We start from the raw sequence: 18,057 nt of genomic DNA on the forward strand, positions 1-18,057 counted from the left end.
GCCCCGCGAGGCAGCCGCTCAGAGGACCGCCTGGGGCCCACCGTACGCACCGGTCCGGTCGCCCGGGCGGCGCTGTCCGCAGATCCGCGATCATGACGCGACCTGGAGATGATCTCTCCTCAGCCTCGAGGATGAGGCCGTGGCGGAGAGGGGCGATCCGCCGCCCGGCGGTCGCCCCCGGGCACGACGACGGAGGCGGTGGTCGCCCGGGCAGGAGGGGCACGTGCCCGTCCGGCCCGGAGGCGACCACCGCCTCCCGGATGCTGCTGCTGTCGCTACGACCGCGTCGTCACGTCGGACTCCGCGACGGCACGACGACGCACGCGAGCCACGACGAGGCCGAGGGCGCCCAGGACGACGGCCAGGCCGCCGCCGACGAGCGCCTGCGAGGCGTCGTCGGAGCCGGTGTAGGCGAGCGAGCCGCCGGCCGTCGGCCGCACGGTCGTGCCCGCGGGGGTGACGGCGGCCGCGGCACGGACCTCGACGGTCAGCGTGGTGAACTCGGACGCTCTGGGGTTCTGCAGGCTCGGGTCGTACTGGTACACGGTCACGTCGTAGACCCCGGCCGGCAGCTCCTGCTCCGCGGCCGACCAGCGGCCGTCGGCTCCGACGAGGAGCGGACCGTCGCCCGCTCCGTCGAAGTAGGCGTAGGTCCCGTCCTCGTCGCGGGGCTCGGCGTACGCGACGACCTCGTACCCTGGCTGCCCCGTCCCCGCCAGCGTGACGGGCGCGCCGTCACGGCCGGCGGGCACGACGAGGGCCGCACCGGCGCCCGGGCTCGTGACGACCGGAGCGGTCCTGACGACGGCGCTCGACGGCAGCACGGTGGTGACGGGCGAGTAGTTCAGGCCCGAGTTGTAGCGCGGGAACGTGCCGGGCTCGTCGCTGACCTGGCGCACGCCGATGCGGTACTGGCCGGGCCTGACGGCGAACGTGTGCGACCACTTCCCGTCGGCGTACTCGTCAGGGCGCACGACCTCGTAGGTCGTCGAGCGGTCGGCGCTGACGAGCCTGATCTCGGCACGGTAGAGGGTGCCCGTGGTGCCGGAGACGGTGACCTGGGCGTACTCGACGCCCCGGTCGGACACGAGGTCGGCGACCCACGTCTCGTCGGCCTCCTGGTCGACGACGCCCCACTGTGGGAGGACCTGGGCGATGACGACGATCGTCCTCTCGGCGGAGGGCGCGGACTCCTCGCTCGTCGCGACCCCGTCGGCGTCGATCGTGTGCTGGGTCGCGGTGTAGATCGACGTGCCCGGCGCCAGTCGGACGGACACCGACCAACGACCGTCCGCGCCCACGACCACCGACGTGTCCGGGTCGACGGCGCCCTGGACGTCCTCGGTCAGCTCGAAGTCGACGCTGACGAGGGCACCCGGCAGGCCCGTCCCGGTGAAGGTGAGGGGAACGTCGGTCTCCGTGGCCCCCTGGGCGGCGGTGACCTCGGCGAGGCCGATGACGCCGCCGTCGAGGGCCGGCGCGGCCGGGGCCGGCGCGAGGGCCGCGGCGACGACGTCGTCTGCGGCCGCCTCGGGCTCGACGGCGTCGGCGGTCGGGGCGTCGTCGCCGGCGTCGGGCGCGGGCGCCACCGCGGGCTCGTCGACCGGCGCGGCGGGCGCGGCCGGCTCAGGCACGACCGCGGGGTCGTCGGTCGGCACGGCGGGCTCGGCCGGCACGGCGGGTTCGACCGGCACGTCGCCGACGGGCGCGGTGGCCTCCCCGGGCGCGGTCAGGTCGACCGGCGCCTCCGTGGCGCTGCTGACCGGCAGGTCCGCCGCCGAGGCGGAGGCCGAGGCGACGACGACGCCCCCGAGGGCGAGGGAGACGACGGCGGAGGTCGCGAGGAGCGCCTCCCAGGGCTTGTTCATGGTGGTCCTGTCCTGTGAGCCGGGCGTGACGGCACCGCCCCCCGACTCACCCCCGGACGCTGCCTCCGCAGCTCCCCGAGCGGCGGTCCCCCGAACCTATCCGTTCGCTCGCCGCTCGGCTGAGCAGAACTCACCAGTTCATCCGTCCGTCCGCCCGGGCCCATCCTCCCGAGGTGCCCTCCTCGTCCTGGAGGATGACGCGCCCGGGTCCACGGTCAGCGGCAAGGTAGCGGAGGTAACGTCTCAGCGTGCGCTCGTTGATCCGGCTCGTGAAGGCCAACCCCTCCGTCCTCCGCTTCCTGGTGGTCGGCGGCGTCGGCTTCGTGATCACGATGGTGATCAACTACGGCCTCAAGCTCTTCGTGATCCCCCAGCACCCGGTCACCGCGCTCGCGGTGGGCACGATCGTCGCGACGATCGTCTCGTACGTGCTGAACAAGAAGTGGTCGTTCGACGACCGCGGCGACCGTCACACGGCGTACGAGCTGCTGCTGTTCGTGATCGTCAGCGTCATCGGCATCGGCCTCAACTCCGCCCCCCTGTACCTGTCGCGCTACGGCTTCGACCTCGAGGTGCCGAACGTCACGCGCGCCCACCAGGAGATCGCCGACTTCGTCAGCGGGCCCGTGATCGGCACGATGATCGCGATGGTCTTCCGCTACTGGGCCATGAACAAGTTCGTCTTCCCGAAGCGCGCCGAGCTCGACGACGTCCTGTCGCCGACATCGCCCTCCACGGCGTCCACCCCGACCCCCGCCCGCTAGGTCGCTCGACCGGCAGCCGGTCAGGCACCGCCGGTCGGCGGCAGACGGTCGTCCAGGCCGTCCGCGACGGGGCCGAGCGCCCGCTCCACGACCTCGCCGAGGGCCGGCCGCCCGACGCCGGAGCCCGCCCACGTCACGACCGAGGTGGCCGCCGCCGCGAGCAGCGCCGACGCGGCCACCTCGACGTCGAGGTCGCCCCGCGGCCGCCCCGCCGCCTCCGCCAGGTACGCCGCCACGACCGCCCGCAGCCGGACGCCCCGGACCGCCGCCGACGCCACCACCTCGTCGCCGAGTCCCATCGCGTCGGCCTGGGTCAGCGCCCACGGCACCCGGTCGGCCGGGTGCTCCCGCGCCACGGCCACCAGCGCGGCCGTCACGGCCCGCACCGGAGAGAGCCCCGAGGAGGCGCGGAGCAGGTCTCCGAGACCGGCCGTGCTCGCGTCGAGGTCGACCCAGAAGAGGTCGGACTTCGCGTCGAACCAGTTGAAGAACGTGCCCCGGCTGACCCCGGCCCGCCGCGCGATCTGGTCGACGGTCGTGCCCGACCAGCCGGCCTCGAGGAAGAGCTCGGCCGCGGCGTCGGCGAGCATCTCGGCCGACGAGCGACGAGGCCTCCCGAGGGGCCGCGCGGGGGCGCCGTCGGGGCGGCGGAGGGCGTCGTCGGACATGGCCCCATCATGCCGGTACACTCGATGACGGCGAGTTTGTACTGAGTACAACAATGACGCCCCTCCCCCGGCCACCTCGTGATCCACCGGAGCACCATGCGCACGCGCCCCCTCCCCCTGCTCGCCCTCGCGACCGTCGGCGCCCTCGCGCTGGCCGGGTGCACCGCCGGGGCCGACGACGCCGGCGACTCCGCGACGCCGGTCGAGGGCGGCACGCTCACCTACGCCACCGGCGACGCCGAGCCCACCTGCCTCGACCCGCACGTCGGGGGCAACTACCCGCAGGCCCTCATCTCGACCCAGTACGCCGAGTCGCTCGTGTCGAAGGACGCCGACGGCGAGATCGTGCCCTGGCTCGCCGAGTCGTGGACGGAGGCGAGCGACGGCCTGAGCTGGACCTTCACGCTGAAGCCCGACGTGACGTTCACCGACGGCACCCCCTTCGACGCCGCCGCGGTCGCCGCGAACGTCGCCCACGTGCAGGACCCGTCGACGCTGTCGTCGACGGGATACCTCGCCCTCGCGAAGGTGACCGGCGTCGAGGCCGTCGACGACCTCACGGCCCGCATCGACCTGAGCACGCCCGACAGCGCCCTGCTCGAGTCGCTCACGCAGCCGTGGCTCGCGATGGAGTCGCCCGAGGCGCTCCAGCGCCCCCAGGAGGTCAACTGCGAGTCGCCCGTCGGCACCGGCCCCTTCGTGGTCGACTCGTGGACGAAGCAGGAGCAGGTCGAGCTGTCGCGCAACGACGACTACTCGTCGCCGCCCGCCGACGCCGACCACACCGGCCCCGCCCACCTCGAGAGCGTCGTCTGGCGCTTCATCCCCGACTCCGCGGCGCGCTACGCGGCCCTCCAGGCCGGCCAGGTCGACGTGATCGACAACGCCCAGCCCGACACCCTCGTCGCGGCGGAGAAGGACGAGGCGATCAGCGAGATCGACGCCCCGCGGCCCGGCGCCTCCAACCGTCTCGAGCTGAACTCGGGCAAGGCCCCCTTCGACGACGAGCGGGTGCGCGAGGCGTTCATCACGGGCGTCGACGTCGACGACGCGATCGACTCGCTCTTCTTCGGCACCGCCGAGCGCTCGTACAGCCCGCTGTCGAGCGTCGAGCCGCTCGCCTTCTCCGACCCGTCGCTGTTCGAGGTCGACGCCGACGCCGCCGGCGACCTGCTCGACGACGCCGGCTGGTCGGCCCGTGACAGCGAGGGCTACCGCACCAAGGACGGCACGCGCCTGTCGCTGACCTTCCCCGTCAGCACCAACCAGTCGATCCCGGCCGAGCAGTCGCTCTTCGAGCAGATCCAGGCCGGGGCCAAGTCGCTCGGGTTCGAGGTCGTGCTGCAGCCCCTCGACCTCTCCAGCTGGTACGGCGCCCTCGCGACCGACGACTACGACCTCGTCAGCGCGCCCTACACGAAGGTCGGCCCCGACGTGCTGCGCATCCTGTTCGACACGTCGGGCATCACCCCGGCGCCGAGCGGCTACTTCGCCAACCACGCCCAGCTCTCCGACCCGGCCCTCGACGACCTGCTGACCCGCGCCTCCCAGACGTCCGACGCCGACGAGCGCGCCGACCTCTACCAGCAGGCCCAGCAGATCGTGCTCGAGAGCCGCACCGTGCTGCCCCTCTACGACCAGCAGAACCACTACCTCGTCGGCTCGTCGGTCACCGGCGTCCGCGCCCTGCCCCCGGTGCAGGCGGTCACCCTGTATGACGCCTCCGTCACCGACTGAGGCCGGCTCGCTGCTCGCCCCGGCGGCGCCCCGACGCGGCCGACCCGACCGCCGGGCAGGCAGGAGTCGCGGGTCGGCCGAGCGGGCCCTGCGGTGGGTCGTCGGCCGGGTGGCCGGCGCGGTGCTGGTGCTCTGGGCCGTGGCGACCCTCATCTTCTTCGCGGTGCGGCTCGTGCCGGGCGACCCGGCCGAGGCGATCCTCGGCGGGCCGGGCTCGCAGGCGTCGGCCGAGGCCCTCGCCCTGGTGCGGGAGCAGTACGGGCTCGACCAGCCCCTCGTCGTGCAGTACCTCCAGCAGCTGGGGCGCCTCGTCGCCGGCGACCTCGGCACGTCGTGGTCGCTCCGGGCCGACGTGGCCGGGCTGCTGCTCGACCAGCTGCCCGGCACGCTCGCCCTCGCGCTCGCGTCGCTCGTCGTCGCCTGGCTGATCGCCCTCGGCACGGCCTGGTGGGCGACCCTCGGCGGGCGGGCGGCCTCCGCCGTCTCGTCGGCGCTCGAGGTCGTCGCGGCCGCGGTGCCGCACTTCTGGCTGGCGAGCGTGCTCGTCCTCGTCTTCAGCACGCAGCTCGGCCTGCTGCCGCCGGTCAGCACGGGCACGCCCGTCGGCCTCGTGCTGCCGGTGGTGACCCTGGCGATCCCGGTGGCGGGGTTCCTCGGGCAGGTGACCCGCGACTCCCTGCTCGACGCGGCCTCCGCGCCCTTCGCGGTCACGGCGCGGGCCCGGGGCGAGTCGACCTCGGGGCTCTTCCGCCGGCACCTGCTGCGGCACGCCGCGCTGCCGGGGCTCGCCCTGTCGGGCTGGGCCTTCGGCTCGCTGCTCAGCGGGGCCGTCGTCGTCGAGTCGGTCTTCGCCCGGCCGGGCCTCGGGCGCACCCTGCTCGGGGCGGTGACGCTCCGCGACGTGCCGCTCGTGACCGGCGTCGCCCTCGCCTCCGCGCTCGCGTACGTCGTGGTCGTCGCGCTCGGCGACCTCGCCGAGCGCGTGGTCGACCCGCGGGAGCGGGCCTCGTGACGGCGCTGCCCGTGCTGCCGGGGGCGTCGGGGTCGTCGGGGCCGTCTGCTCCGCCTGCGCCGCCGCGGTCGGGCCCTGGCCGCCGGAGCCCCCGGAGGCGCGTGCGGCCGGTCGAGGCCGTGGCCGCCCTCGTCCTCGCGGTGCTCGTCGTCGCCGCGGTCGCGCCCGGGGTCCTCGCCCCCGGCGACCCCCTCGCGGTCTCCCCGGCGGACGCCTTCGGCGCGCCGTCGCTGGCGCACCCCCTCGGCACCGACGAGTCGGGCCGGGGCATCTGGACGCGCATCGTCCACGGCGCCGGGGCGTCGCTCACGATCGGCGCCGTGGCGACCCTGATCGGCACCGGCCTCGGCGTGCTGCTGGGCGTCGCCGCCGGCTTCGGCGACGGGCGCTGGCCCGGGCGCGCGGCCGACGCGGGCGTCAGCCGCCTGCTCGAGGTGCTCTTCGCCCTCCCGGGCCTCCTGCTCGCGCTGGTCGTGATCGCCTTCACCGGCCCCGGCGCCGTGCCGGCGACCCTCGCCGTCGGCCTCGCCACGGCGCCCGGCTACGCGCGCATCGTGCGCACCCAGGTGCGCCGCGTGCGGCGGTCGGCCATGGTCGAGGCCGCCGTGGTGCTCGGTCGCCGGCCGTCGACGGTGCTGCTGCGGCACGTGCTGCCGAACGCCCTGGCGCCCGTGGTCGTGCTGGCGACGCTCGGCCTCGGCCAGGCCGTGGTCTGGGCCTCGTCGCTGAGCTACCTCGGCCTGGGCTCGCCCCCGCCCGCGCCCGAGTGGGGCGCGATGCTCTCGGCCGGCCGCACCTACGTGCAGGTCGCCTGGTGGATGACGGTCTTCCCCGGCCTCGCGGTCGTCGTCACGGCGGCGGCGTCGACCATCGTCGGCCGCGGTCTCGCTCGACGCGGGGGCACCTCGTGAGCGGCCCGGCGCTGCTCGAGGTCGACGGGCTCTCCGTCGCCTTCGGCGGGCGGCCGGTCGTCGACGACGTCTCGTTCTCGGTGTCGACCGGCGAGTGCGTCGCGATCGTGGGCGAGTCGGGGTCAGGCAAGAGCGTCACCGCACGGTCGCTGCTCGGCCTGAGCGGCGGCCGGGTCTCGGCCCGCGGCCTCCGCCTCGGCGACACCGACCTCGCGGCCCTCGGCGAGCGCGGTTGGCGCGCCGTCCGGGGGCCCCGCATCGGGCTCGTGCTGCAGGACGCGCTCGTGTCGCTCGACCCGCTGAGACCGATCGGCCGCGAGATCGACGACGCCCTGCGCCTCCACACGGACCTCAGCCCCCGCCGACGCCGGGAGAGGGCCCTGGAGGCCCTGGTCGAGGTGGGCATGCCGGAGCCGGAGGCGCGGCTCGGCCAGCGATCGGGAGAACTGTCGGGCGGGCTGCGTCAGCGGGCCCTGATCGCCGCGGCCCTCGTGCTGCGCCCCGAGCTCGTCGTCGCCGACGAGCCGACCACCGCCCTGGACGCCGAGGTGCAGAAACTGGTCGTCGACCGCCTGGCGGCGCTCCGCGACGCGGGCACCGCGGTGCTCGCGATCAGCCACGACCTCGGCGTCGTGCGTCGGCTCGCCGACCGGGTCGTGGTGATGCGCGCCGGCGTCGTCGTCGAGACGGGGCCGACCGAGCAGGTTCTCGGCGACCCGCGGCACGACTACACCCGGCTGCTGATCGCGGCGCTGCCGCGCGGCGTGGCCCGCGGTGCCCGGCTGTCGCCCGCGCCCTCCGCGCCTGACCGCTCGGCGCCTCCCGCGCCTGTGCCCTCCGCCGAGAACCGCGTTCCGAACGATGAACCGCGTTCCAGCGCGGTTCATGGATCGGAACGCGGTTCATCGAGGCGCAGTGCCGGGCCGACGCCGGAGGTGGTGCTCGCCGCGAACGGGCTGCGCCGGGCGTTCCCGGTGCGGGGCAGCGCGCCCCGCGTCGCCGTGGACGACGTCTCGTTCGAGCTGCGCGCCGGCGAGACGCTCGGCCTGGTGGGCGCGTCCGGCAGCGGCAAGACCACGACCGCGCGCCTCCTGCTGGGCCTCGACGACCCCGATGACGGCGCGGTGACGCTGCTCGGCGAGCCGTGGGCACCGCTGCGCGAGCGGGAGCGCCGGGGGCGGCGGGCCCTGCTCGGCGCCGTCTACCAGGACCCGTCGAGCTCGTTCGACCCCCGGTGGACGGTCGGTCAGCTGCTCGCCGACGCCGTCACGAGCGGGCGCGTCACGCGGCCGGCGCGGGTGTCGACCGAGGTCGAGGGGCTGCTCGACCGCGTGGGCCTCGCCGTCGACGTCGCCGAGCGGCGCCCCGGCACGCTCTCCGGCGGCCAGCGCCAGCGGGTCGCCGTCGCCCGTGCCCTGGCCCCCCGGCCCCGCGTCGTCGTCTGCGACGAACCGGTGTCGGCCCTCGACGTCTCGGTGCAGGCGCAGGTGCTCGACCTGCTCGACGAGCTCCAGCGCGAGGAGGGGCTCGCGTACCTGTTCATCTCGCACGACCTCGACGTGGTCGCCCACATGAGCGACCACGTCGCGGTGATGCAGCACGGCCGGGTCGTCGAGCACGGCCCCACGGCCCCGCTGTTCGCCGCGCCGCAGCACCCGTACACGCGGGCGCTGCTGGCCGCGCGGCCCTGAGCCGCGCGGCCGCGATCGCGGCCCTGAGCCCCGCGGCCGCGATCGCGGCCGCGCGGTCGCCCGGAGCCCGTCGCCTACGAGCGCGTCGGCTCCGCGGCGGCGGGCCGCCCGCCGAGCTCGCCCTCGCCCGTGCCGTCGCCCTCGCCGCGCTGGCCCTCCGGGCGGATCACCGCGATGGGCCCGGAGTCCGCGAACGCGAGGCCCCAGTCCGACTGCGCCACGTCGCTGGTCTCGTCGCGGTACGCCTCGATCAGCTCGTGGGCCTCGGCCTCGGTCGCCACGGTCGGCCCCGAGCCGAGCAGCGGCTCGTTCGCGGTCTCCTTGGTGAACCACACGGCGACGAGGCCGATCACGGCGGCCGCCATCAGGTAGAAGGCGGGGATGTCGTGGGCCCAGCCGAAGCCGCGGCCCTCGGCCCAGACGACGAGCGCCTCGGTCGCGAGCGGCGTCGTGCCGCCGAACAGCGACACCGACACGTTGAAGGCGATCGCGAGGGCGCCGTAGCGGATGATCGTCGGGAAGAGCGCGGGCAGCGTCGACGGCATGGTCGACGTGAACGTGACGAGCACGAGGCCCAGCACGAGCAGGCCTGCGAACGACAGCACGCCGTTGTCGCTCTGCACCATGCGGAGCGCCGGGAACGACAGCACCAGGAAGCCGATGCAGCCCGCGAAGAGCACGGGGCGCCGGCCGAAGCGGTCGCTGAGCCGCCCGCCGAAGGTGATGACGAGCATCATCAGCACCATCACCACGATGATGAACAGCAGCCCGCTGGTCGCGTCGCGCCCGAGGGTGTTCGACAGGTAGGTCGGCATGTACGACAGCAGCATGTAGTCGGTGACGTTGAAGACGAGCACGAGGCCGACGCAGACGAGCAGGGCGCGCCAGTTCTCGCGGAACAGTGCCAGGAGCGGCGTCTTCTGGTGCTCGCGCTCGGACGCCTCGGCCTGCTGCTTCTGGAAGGCCGGGGTCTCCTCCAGCTTGAGCCGCAGGTACAGGCCGATCAGGCCGAGCGGGCCCGCGACGATGAACGGGATCCGCCAGCCCCAGCCGAGCAGCGCCTCCTCGCTCAGGCCGAGCTGCAGGGCGGTCACGAGGGAGGCGCCCAGCACGTAGCCGCCCAGGGTGCCGAACTCGAGCCACGAGCCCATGAAGCCGCGTCGCTTGTCGGGCGAGTACTCGGCGATGAAGGTCGCGGCGCCGCCGTACTCGCCTCCGGTCGAGAAGCCCTGCAGGAGTCGCGCCAGCAGCAGCAGGACCGGGGCCCACACGCCGATGGTCGCGTACGAGGGGATCAGGCCGATCGCGAGCGTGCCCGCGGCCATGAGGATCATCGTCATGGCGAGCACCTTCTGCCGACCGATGCGGTCGCCGAGCGGGCCGAAGAAGGCGCCGCCGATGGGCCGGACGACGAAGGCGGCCGTGAAGGTGCCGAAGGTGAACAGGATGTTGAGGGCGTCGTTCCCGGGCGGGAAGAAGACCTGGGCGATCGTGGTGGTGATGTACGCGTAGACGCCGAAGTCGAACCACTCCATGGCGTTGCCGAGCGCGGCCGCGCTGACGGCGCGCTTGAGCATCGACTCCTCGACGACGGTGACGTCGTCGGTGGTGAGTTCTCGACGACGGGGCGTCGGGGCGTTCTTCCTGGCTGACATGCTGCGAGTACCTCCGGATCGGGGGACGGAGCGCGACCGCGGTGTCGGGCAAAAACCCAGGAAACCTAGCAGCGCTGCGCCGGGTCCGCCAGTGCGCTGTCTGCAACCCTGCGCTGACCGCACGTTTCCCTGGCCGTCGTGTCGGCCCGCGTACACTGGCGGGGTCCACATCCAGGCGTCTCTCCACCGACACGGCGCCGCCCACAGAACCGGAGTCAGCCCATGACGTCACCGATGCCCGACAAGCCCGCCCTCGAGGGCCTCGAGTCCCGCTGGGGCCAGGTCTGGGAGACCGACGGCACGTACCGGTTCTCACGCACCGAGGCGACCCGCGACTCCGTGTTCTCGATCGACACGCCCCCGCCGACCGCGTCGGGCAGCCTGCACATCGGCCACGTCTTCAGCTACACCCACACCGACGTCAAGGCGCGCTTCGAGCGCATGCGCGGCAAGAGCGTCTTCTACCCCATGGGCTGGGACGACAACGGTCTGCCGACCGAGCGCCGCGTGCAGAACTTCTACGGCGTGCGCTGCGACCCGTCGCTGCCCTACGACGCCGACTTCACGCCGCCCTTCGAGGGCGGCGACGGCAAGTCGTCGAAGGCCGCCGACCAGGTGCCGATCTCGCGCCGCAACTTCGTCGAGCTCTGCGAGCGCCTCACGGTCGAGGACGAGAAGCAGTTCGAGGACGTCTGGCGCACGCTCGGCCTCTCGGTCGACTGGACCCAGAGCTACCGCACCATCGACGACCGCTCGCAGGCCATGGCGCAGAAGGCGTTCCTGCGCAACCTCGCCCGGGGCGAGGCCTACCAGGCCGACGCGCCCACCCTGTGGGACGTCACCTTCCGCACCGCCGTCGCCCAGGCCGAGCTGGAGGACAAGGAGATGCCGGGCGCGTACCACAAGCTCGCCTTCCACCGCACCGACGGCGAGGGCGACGTGCTCATCGACACGACGCGCCCCGAGCTGCTGCCCGCCTGCGTCGCCCTCGTGGCGCACCCCGACGACGAGCGCTACCAGGCCCTCTTCGGCACGACCGTGCGCTCCCCCCTCTTCGACGTCGAGGTGCCCGTGGTGGCGCACCACCTCGCGCAGCCCGACAAGGGCTCGGGCATCGCGATGGTCTGCACCTTCGGCGACACGAACGACGTCGTGTGGTGGCGTGAGCTGCAGCTGCCGAACCGCGCGGTGATCGGCTTCGACGGCCGCTTCGTCAGCGAGGCGCCGGCCGCGATCGAGTCGGAGGCGGGCCGGGCGGCCTACGCCGAGCTGGCCGGCAAGACGGTGTTCAGCGCCAAGCAGTCGGTGGTCGAGCAGCTGACGGCCTCGGGCGAGCTCGTCGGCGAGATCCGGAAGATCACGCACCCCGTCAAGTTCTTCGAGAAGGGCGACAAGCCCCTCGAGATCGTCTCGACCCGCCAGTGGTACATCGTCAACGGCGCCCGTGACGAGCAGCTGCAGCAGTCGCTGCTCGAGCGGGGCCGCGAGGTCTCGTTCCACCCCGACTTCATGCGCGTGCGGTACGACAACTGGGTCAACGGCCTCAACGGCGACTGGCTCATCTCGCGTCAGCGCTTCTTCGGCGTGCCCCTGCCCGTCTGGTACCCGCTCGACGCCGACGGCAACCCCGTCTTCGACGACGTGATCGTGCCCGACGAGTCGTCGCTGCCGGTCGACCCGTCGAGCGACGCCGCCCCCGGCTACGACGAGTCGCAGCGCGGCGTGCCCGGCGGGTTCCAGGGCGAGCTCGACGTGATGGACACCTGGGCCACCTCGTCGCTCACCCCGCAGCTCGCCGGCGGCTGGGAGACCGACCCGGAGCTCTTCGACCTCGTCTTCCCGTACTCGCTCCGCCCCCAGGGCCAGGACATCATCCGCACCTGGCTGTTCTCCACCGCCCTCCGCTCACAGCTCGAGCACGGCACGGTGCCGTGGACGAACGCCTCCATCTCGGGCTTCATCGTCGACCCCGACCGCAAGAAGATGTCGAAGTCGAAGGGCAACGTCGTCACCCCGGCGGCCATGCTCGACGACCACGGCTCCGACGCGGTCCGCTACTGGGCGGCCTCCAGCCGCCTCGGCACCGACGCCGCCTTCGACCCGCAGAACCCGAAGCAGATCAAGATCGGTCGTCGCCTGGCCATCAAGGTGCTCAACGCGGCGAAGTTCGTCTACTCGTTCGAGCTGCCCTCGGGTGAGCACCGCGTCACGGAGCCGCTCGACCGCGACCTGCTCGCCGAGTTCGCCACGGTGATCGGCGCCGCGACGGACGCGCTGGAGGGCTACGACCACGCCCGCGCGCTCGAGATCACGGAGAAGTTCTTCTGGACCTTCTGCGACGACTACCTCGAGCTCGTCAAGGAGCGCGCGTACGGCGCGACGACGCCGGCCGAGCAGGCCTCGGCCGTGCTCGCCCTGCAGACCACGATCGACGGCCTGCTGCGCCTGCTCGCCCCGTACCTCCCGTTCGCCACCGAGGAGGTCTGGTCGTGGACCCACGACGGCTCGGTGCACCGCGCCTCGTGGCCCACGGCGGCCGAGCTCGGCGAGGTCGGGCAGCCTTCGGGCCTGCTCGCGCTCGTCGGCGAGGCCCTGATCGGCGTGCGCCGTGCCAAGTCGGACGCGAAGGCCTCGCAGAAGACCCCCGTGGTCTCGGCGACGATCGCGGCCCCGGCCGCCCAGCTCGCCGTGCTCCGCGGGGCGGCCTCCGACCTCGCGGCGGTCGGCAAGATCCAGTCGCTCGAGTTCGTCGAGGGCGAGGCGCTGTCCGTCGCCGCGATCGAGCTCGGCGAGCTGCCCGAGGCCCCGGCCCCGGCGGCGGGCGCCTGATGCAGCTCGGCACGCGGTGGAGCGTGGGAGGCGCGGCGCCGGCCGCCCTCCCCGCCCCGGTCGTCGGGGCGGTCGCGCAGATCGAGCGTGAGCTCGCCGAGCAGGGCGTGGACGCCTCGACCTGGCGCTGGACCCTGACCTACCTCGAGCACCGCCCGGTGGTCGAGCTCGACGACGGCACGACCATCCGCGTCGACGCCGTCACGGGAGAGGCCCGCATCCACGAGGCCGACGCCGAGGGCGACGACCCCGAGGCCTGAGCCACGACCGGCCGAGGGCCGGGGCGCGCGTCAGGCGCGAGCGACCATCTCGCCGTGCGGCATCATGAGCACGCCGTCCGGGGCGTCCCGCCAGGCCCGCCAGGCGTCGGCGATCGCCTCGAGCTCGGCGGCGGTCGCGACGCCCCGCGCGACGGCGTCGGCCGCGAAGGCCGACTCCGTCGCCCGCGCCGCCCAGCTGTCGCCCCACCAGGTGCGCTCGTCGTCGGTCGAGAAGCACCACGAGGAGGCGGTGCACGCGACGTCCGTGAAGCCCGCCTCGAGCGCCCAGCCGCGCAGCGCCCGCCCCGCGTCGGGCTCGCCGCCGTTGCCGCGGTGCACCTGCTGGTAGACGTCCATCCAGCGGTCGAGGCCCTCCGACGCCGGCGCCCAGACCGTGCCGTGGTAGTCGACCTCGCGGGCCGCGACCACTCCCCCGGGCACGGTCACCCGGCGCATCTCGCGGAGGGCCGCGACGGGGTCGCCGACGTGCTGCAGCACCTGGTGCGCGTGCACGACGTCGAACGAGTCGTCGTCGAAGGGCAGCGCGAAGAGGTCGGCGACGACGAACTCGACGGTGGTGAGGCCCCGCTCCGCGGCGAGCGCCCTGGCCTGCTCGACGACGACCTCGGCCGCGTCGACGCCGACCACGCGGCCCGGCGCGACGCGCTCCGCGATGTCGACCGTGATCGTCCCGGGGCCCGACCCCACGTCGAGCACCCGGCGGCCCGGCACGAGCTCGGCCTCGAGGTAGGCGGCGCTGTTGGCCACGGTGCGCCACGCGTGGCTCCGCAGCACGCTCTCGTGGTGGCCGTGGGTGTACGTGGCGGGGGCACCGGGGCGTGAGCTCATGCGGGGACTGTAGCGCGCCTCCTCGGGGCTGCTCTCCCCCGTGACGCCCCGCGGCCCGCCCGCCCCGGCGGGCGGCGCGCTCGTAGGGTGGGCGCATGACGAACCCGTTCCTCGAGCCGAGCCCGTTGCCGTACTCGCTGCCGCCCTACGCCGTCATCACCGACGACGACTTCGCGCCCGCCTTCGAGGCGGGCCTCGCCGAGCACCGCGCCGAGGTCGAGGCGATCGCCGCCGACCCGGCCCCCGCGACCTTCGAGAACACGATCGAGGCGCTGGAGCGCGGCGGGGCCGTGCTGACCCGCGTGGGGCACGTCTTCTTCGACCGGGCCTCGAGCGACTCGAACGCCACCACCGACGCCCTCGAGCTCGAGCTCGCGCCGCAGCTGGCGGCCCACGACGACGCGATCCGTCTCGACCCGCGCCTGTACGCCCGCGTTCGGGCCGTGGCCGACGCGGTCGAGCGCGGCGACGGTGACGTGGCCGGCCTCGACGACGAGCAGCGGTACCTCGTGCGCCGCACGCTGCGGTCGTTCGAGCGGGCGGGAGCGGGCCTCGGCGACGACGAGAAAGCGCGCCTGCGCGACCTCAACGGCCGCCTGTCGACCCTCACCACGCAGTTCGAGAAGCACCTCCTCGCCGACACGAACGACCTCGCCGTGGTCGTCGACGACGTCCGCGAGCTCGACGGGCTCAGCGACGGCCAGGTCTCCGCCGCCGCCGGGGCCGCCCGCGACCGCGGCCTCGACGGGCGCTGGGTGATCACCCTCGTGCTGCCGACCGGGCACCCGTGGCTGGCCGACCTCACCGACCGCGACCTCCGCGACCGGGTGATGCGCGCCTCCCTGGCCCGGGGCCGACGCGGCGGCGAGCACGACACCCGCGCCCTCCTGCTCGAGATCGTGCAGCTCCGGGCCGAGAGGGCCGAGCTGCTGGGCCACCGCGACCACGCGTCGTGGGTCACCGCCGGCGAGACGGCCGGCAGCCCGTCGGCGGTCGCCGACCTGCTGGGCCGGCTCGCGCCGCCCGCGGCCGCGAACGCCCGGGCTGAGTTCGTCGAGCTGCGGGCCGCCGCGGGCGACCAGGAGGTCGCCGCGGCCGACTGGCCCTTCTGGTCCGACCGTCTGCGGGCCGAGCGCTACGACGTCGACACCACCGCGATGCGCGACTACTTCGAGGCCGAGCGCGTGCTGCACGACGGCGTCTTCTTCGCGGCGTCGCAGCTCTACGGCCTCGAGTTCGCGGAGCGCCCCGAGCTGGTCGGCCCGCACCCCGACGCGCGGGTCTTCGAGGTCACCGAGGGCGGCGGCCGGCCCGTGGGCCTGTACGTCCTCGACCTGTACACCCGCGACTCCAAGCGGGGCGGGGCGTGGATGAACCCGCTCGTCTCGCAGTCGGCGCTGCTCGGGCTGCCGCCGGTCGTCGTGAACAACCTCAACGTGCCGAAGCCGGCGGCGGGCTCGCCGACGCTGCTCACCCTCGACGAGGTCACCACGCTCTTCCACGAGTTCGGGCACGCCCTGCACGGCCTGCTCGCCCGCGTGACGTACCCGACGTTCTCGGGCACGAACGTCTTCCGCGACTTCGTCGAGTTCCCGAGCCAGGTCAACGAGATGTGGATGCTCTGGCCCGAGGTGCTCGAGAACTACGCCGTGCACCACGTCACGGGCGAGCGCATGCCGCAGGAGCTCGTCGACCGGCTCGTCGCGTCGCGGGCCTTCAACGAGGGCTTCGCGACGAGCGAGTACCTCGCGAGTGCCCTGCTCGACCAGGCCTGGCACAGGCTCACCGCCGAGGAGGCCGCCGCCGTCTCCGACGTCGAGGCCTTCGAGCGGGAGGCGCTGGCCGCGGCGGGCCTGGACCTCGCGCCGGTGCCCCCGCGCTACTCGAGCACGTACTTCGCCCACACCTTCTCGGGCGGCTACGACGCCGGCTACTACTCGTACATCTGGAGCGAGGTGCTCGACGCCGACACGGTGGAGTGGTTCGAGGAGAACGGCGGGCTGAGCCGGGCCTGCGGCGACCGGTTCCGGGCGCGGCTGCTCGGGGTCGGCGGCTCGCGCGACCCGCTCGAGGCCTACCGCGACTTCCGCGGCCGCGACGCGCGGGTCGAGCCCCTGCTGCAGCGCCGCGGCCTGGCCTGACGCCCGGCTGCCTGCTCGCCGGCCTGCCCGCCCGCCCGGGCAGGAGCCCACCCGGAGCACGCACCTCAGCGCATCAGGCCCCGTCGTGCAGTCGCGCCAGCGTGTTCTCGACGCTGCAGTAGACGGCACGCGCCGTCGCCGACCAGTCGTTGTCGACGAGGTCGAGCGTGCTCCCGCCGACCGCGGCGTACAGCCCCACGGCGTCGGCACGGCTGCCGGGCGTCGACACGTACCGGGTGCGGACGATGAGCGCGGAGTTGTCGTGGTGGCGGACGTCGATCACGCTCGGCCGCTGCGTGGTGCGGCTCGTCAGCCCCGTGACGAGGGTGTCGACGACGGTCAGGTCGTGGTTGGCCGTGTAGACGTTGACCGCGCGGGCGATCGAGCCGTTCAGCACCGAGCGGGCGACGACGAGCCCCGACGTGAAGTAGACGCAGATCGCCGCGTCGAGCGTGTCGCCGCCGTAGCCCGTGACCGTGTTGTCGAGGATCGCCCCCGTGCCCTCCTCGACGGCGGCGCCCGAGCCGAACCCGGCGCCCTTGAAGACGATGCCGTTGCGCGGCACGGCGAGGGCGCCCGCGTCGACGGTGTTCGACGCGACCACGCAGTCGAGCGGGGCGTAGGTGGTGGCGCCGTCGGGGCTCTTGCAGGGCACGATCGCGATCCCGACCGCGCAGCCGGTCAGGCGGTTGCCGACCACCGTGATCTCGCGCCCGCCGTGCGTGTCGATGCCCTCCCAGAGGGGCACGTCGGAGACGACGTTGTCGGCCACCGTGATCCGCTCGGAGCGCGGTGCGACGTCGATCGACTGGTTCCAGTACCGGTTCACGGCGATGCCGTACGAGTTCGGGAACGACCCCGACTGGTGCACCCCCGTGACCTCGTTGCCCCGCACCGTGCCGTCGAGGCAGGAGAACAGCATCACGCCCGCGTACGCGAGGTCGGTGAGCACGTTGCCGTCGACCGAGAAGTCGCGCACGTGCTCGAGGTACACGGCGCCGTACGAGAAGCGCGAGATCGAGCAGCCCGACACGCGCAGCCGTCGCACGGGAGCCCCGACCGTCGCGACGACCTCGACCCCCCGGGCCTTGCCGCTCGTCGCGGAGCCGGACCCGACGACGGTGGCCCCCCGCAGCGTGACGTCGTCGGCCCGCACGACGAGGGCGCTGACGTCCCGCGTGGTGCGCAGCTCCACGCCGGCCTCGAAGAGCAGGGTCATCGGGCGGTCCACGACGACGGGCACGGCCGTCGTCTCGGACCGGTCGACGACGAGGGTGCCGTGGGCCTCGGTGCCCGCGATCGCGGCCGCGAGCGTCGCCGACGCTGACGACCGACGCACCCCCGACGAGGCCCCGGGAGTCGCGGTGCCGGTCGCCCCGGCAGCCCCGGTCGCCGGAGCGGTCGGCTCCCCCGCCGCGTGGGCCGCGTCGCCGCGACCGAGCGCGCTGCCCGCCAGCACCCCGGCTCCGAGCGTGCCGAGCGCGGCGGCGAGCATCGCCCGCCGGCCGAGCCGGCCTGCGGGGTCGGCACCGTTCAGTTCTTCCCCCGGCTCGCCGCCCGGCTCGGCCGACGGCCCCGACATGTCGTCGGCTGCCGTGTCGGGGGTGACCACATGACCACGCCGCACATCGTCGACTCTTACATCACTCACGCTTTCATGCACGATCCACGC

General features: G+C 74.1%; 13 protein-coding genes. 8 read left to right on the forward strand and 5 right to left on the reverse strand.

Translation table 11 applies throughout. The features are described from left to right. Nucleotides 1–275 precede the first annotated feature (275 nt). Entirely contained in the window at nt 276–1,868 is a 1,593-nt protein-coding gene (locus JOE43_RS13495) for a hypothetical protein (RefSeq protein WP_209518414.1), read from the reverse strand. A 248-nt stretch (nt 1,869–2,116) separates the two neighbouring features. Between JOE43_RS13495 and JOE43_RS13500 the strand changes: the two genes are divergently transcribed. Beyond that, nucleotides 2,117–2,632 carry a GtrA family protein gene (locus tag JOE43_RS13500; protein ID WP_208380754.1) on the forward strand — a complete coding sequence of 172 codons (516 nt, stop codon included), beginning with the start codon at nt 2,117–2,119 and terminating at the stop codon, nt 2,630–2,632. Nucleotides 2,633–2,652: 20 nt separating this feature from the next. Here JOE43_RS13500 and JOE43_RS13505 read toward each other — a convergent pair whose 3' ends face one another. Continuing rightward, entirely contained in the window at nt 2,653–3,300 is a 648-nt protein-coding gene (locus tag JOE43_RS13505) for a TetR/AcrR family transcriptional regulator (RefSeq protein ID WP_209518416.1), read from the reverse strand. Nucleotides 3,301–3,396: 96 nt separating this feature from the next. Between JOE43_RS13505 and JOE43_RS13510 the strand changes: the two genes are divergently transcribed. The 4 genes from JOE43_RS13510 (at nt 3,397) to JOE43_RS13525 (ending at nt 8,651) form a co-directional block, all read left to right on the forward strand. Next, entirely contained in the window at nt 3,397–5,037 is a 1,641-nt protein-coding gene (locus JOE43_RS13510) for an ABC transporter substrate-binding protein (protein ID WP_209518418.1), read from the forward strand. 109 nt (nt 5,038–5,146) lie between these two features. Beyond that, complete coding sequence (locus tag JOE43_RS13515) at nt 5,147–6,049, forward strand: ABC transporter permease (protein ID WP_307803378.1); 903 nt, start codon at nt 5,147–5,149, stop codon at nt 6,047–6,049. A gap of 119 nt (nt 6,050–6,168) precedes the next feature. After that, nucleotides 6,169–6,960: an ABC transporter permease gene (locus JOE43_RS13520; protein ID WP_307803379.1), complete on the forward strand. Its 792-nt coding sequence runs from the start codon at nt 6,169–6,171 to the stop codon at nt 6,958–6,960. After that, a complete protein-coding gene (locus JOE43_RS13525; RefSeq protein WP_307803380.1) occupies nt 6,957–8,651 on the forward strand; it encodes an ABC transporter ATP-binding protein in 1,695 nt (564 codons plus the stop codon). Before JOE43_RS13520 ends, JOE43_RS13525 begins: the two co-directional genes overlap by 4 nt. 74 nt (nt 8,652–8,725) lie before the next feature. On the opposite strand, the gene proP is transcribed toward JOE43_RS13525, so the two are convergent. Continuing rightward, the gene (proP, locus tag JOE43_RS13530; protein ID WP_209518424.1) at nt 8,726–10,306 is read right to left on the reverse strand and encodes a glycine betaine/L-proline transporter ProP; all 1,581 of its coding nucleotides are present in this window, start codon (nt 10,304–10,306) and stop codon (nt 8,726–8,728) included. Nucleotides 10,307–10,528: 222 nt separating this feature from the next. Here proP and valS point away from each other — a divergent pair, with 222 nt between their 5' ends. Together valS and JOE43_RS13540 are read left to right on the forward strand one after the other, a co-directional pair. Next, on the forward strand, nt 10,529–13,135 hold the full coding sequence (gene valS, locus JOE43_RS13535; protein ID WP_245187157.1) for a valine--tRNA ligase: 2,607 nt from the start codon (nt 10,529–10,531) through the stop codon (nt 13,133–13,135). Beyond that, nucleotides 13,135–13,395 carry a hypothetical protein gene (locus tag JOE43_RS13540; RefSeq protein WP_209518426.1) on the forward strand — a complete coding sequence of 87 codons (261 nt, stop codon included), beginning with the start codon at nt 13,135–13,137 and terminating at the stop codon, nt 13,393–13,395. Before valS ends, JOE43_RS13540 begins: the two co-directional genes overlap by 1 nt. Nucleotides 13,396–13,425: 30 nt before the next feature. Here the strand turns inward: JOE43_RS13540 and JOE43_RS13545 are convergent, their stop codons facing one another. Continuing rightward, a complete protein-coding gene (locus JOE43_RS13545; protein ID WP_209518428.1) occupies nt 13,426–14,244 on the reverse strand; it encodes a methyltransferase domain-containing protein in 819 nt (272 codons plus the stop codon). 95 nt (nt 14,245–14,339) lie between these two features. Between JOE43_RS13545 and JOE43_RS13550 the strand changes: the two genes are divergently transcribed. Next, entirely contained in the window at nt 14,340–16,385 is a 2,046-nt protein-coding gene (locus tag JOE43_RS13550; protein ID WP_209518430.1) for a M3 family metallopeptidase, read from the forward strand. A 73-nt stretch (nt 16,386–16,458) separates the two neighbouring features. Here the strand turns inward: JOE43_RS13550 and JOE43_RS13555 are convergent, their stop codons facing one another. Next, nucleotides 16,459–17,997, reverse strand: coding sequence for a right-handed parallel beta-helix repeat-containing protein (locus JOE43_RS13555; RefSeq protein ID WP_209518432.1), 1,539 nt, complete (start codon nt 17,995–17,997; stop codon nt 16,459–16,461). Nucleotides 17,998–18,057 lie beyond the last annotated feature (60 nt).

Origin of the sequence: Frigoribacterium sp. PvP121 (genome assembly GCF_017833115.1) — a bacterium.
In the GTDB taxonomy this organism is placed as follows: domain Bacteria; phylum Actinomycetota; class Actinomycetes; order Actinomycetales; family Microbacteriaceae; genus Frigoribacterium; species Frigoribacterium endophyticum.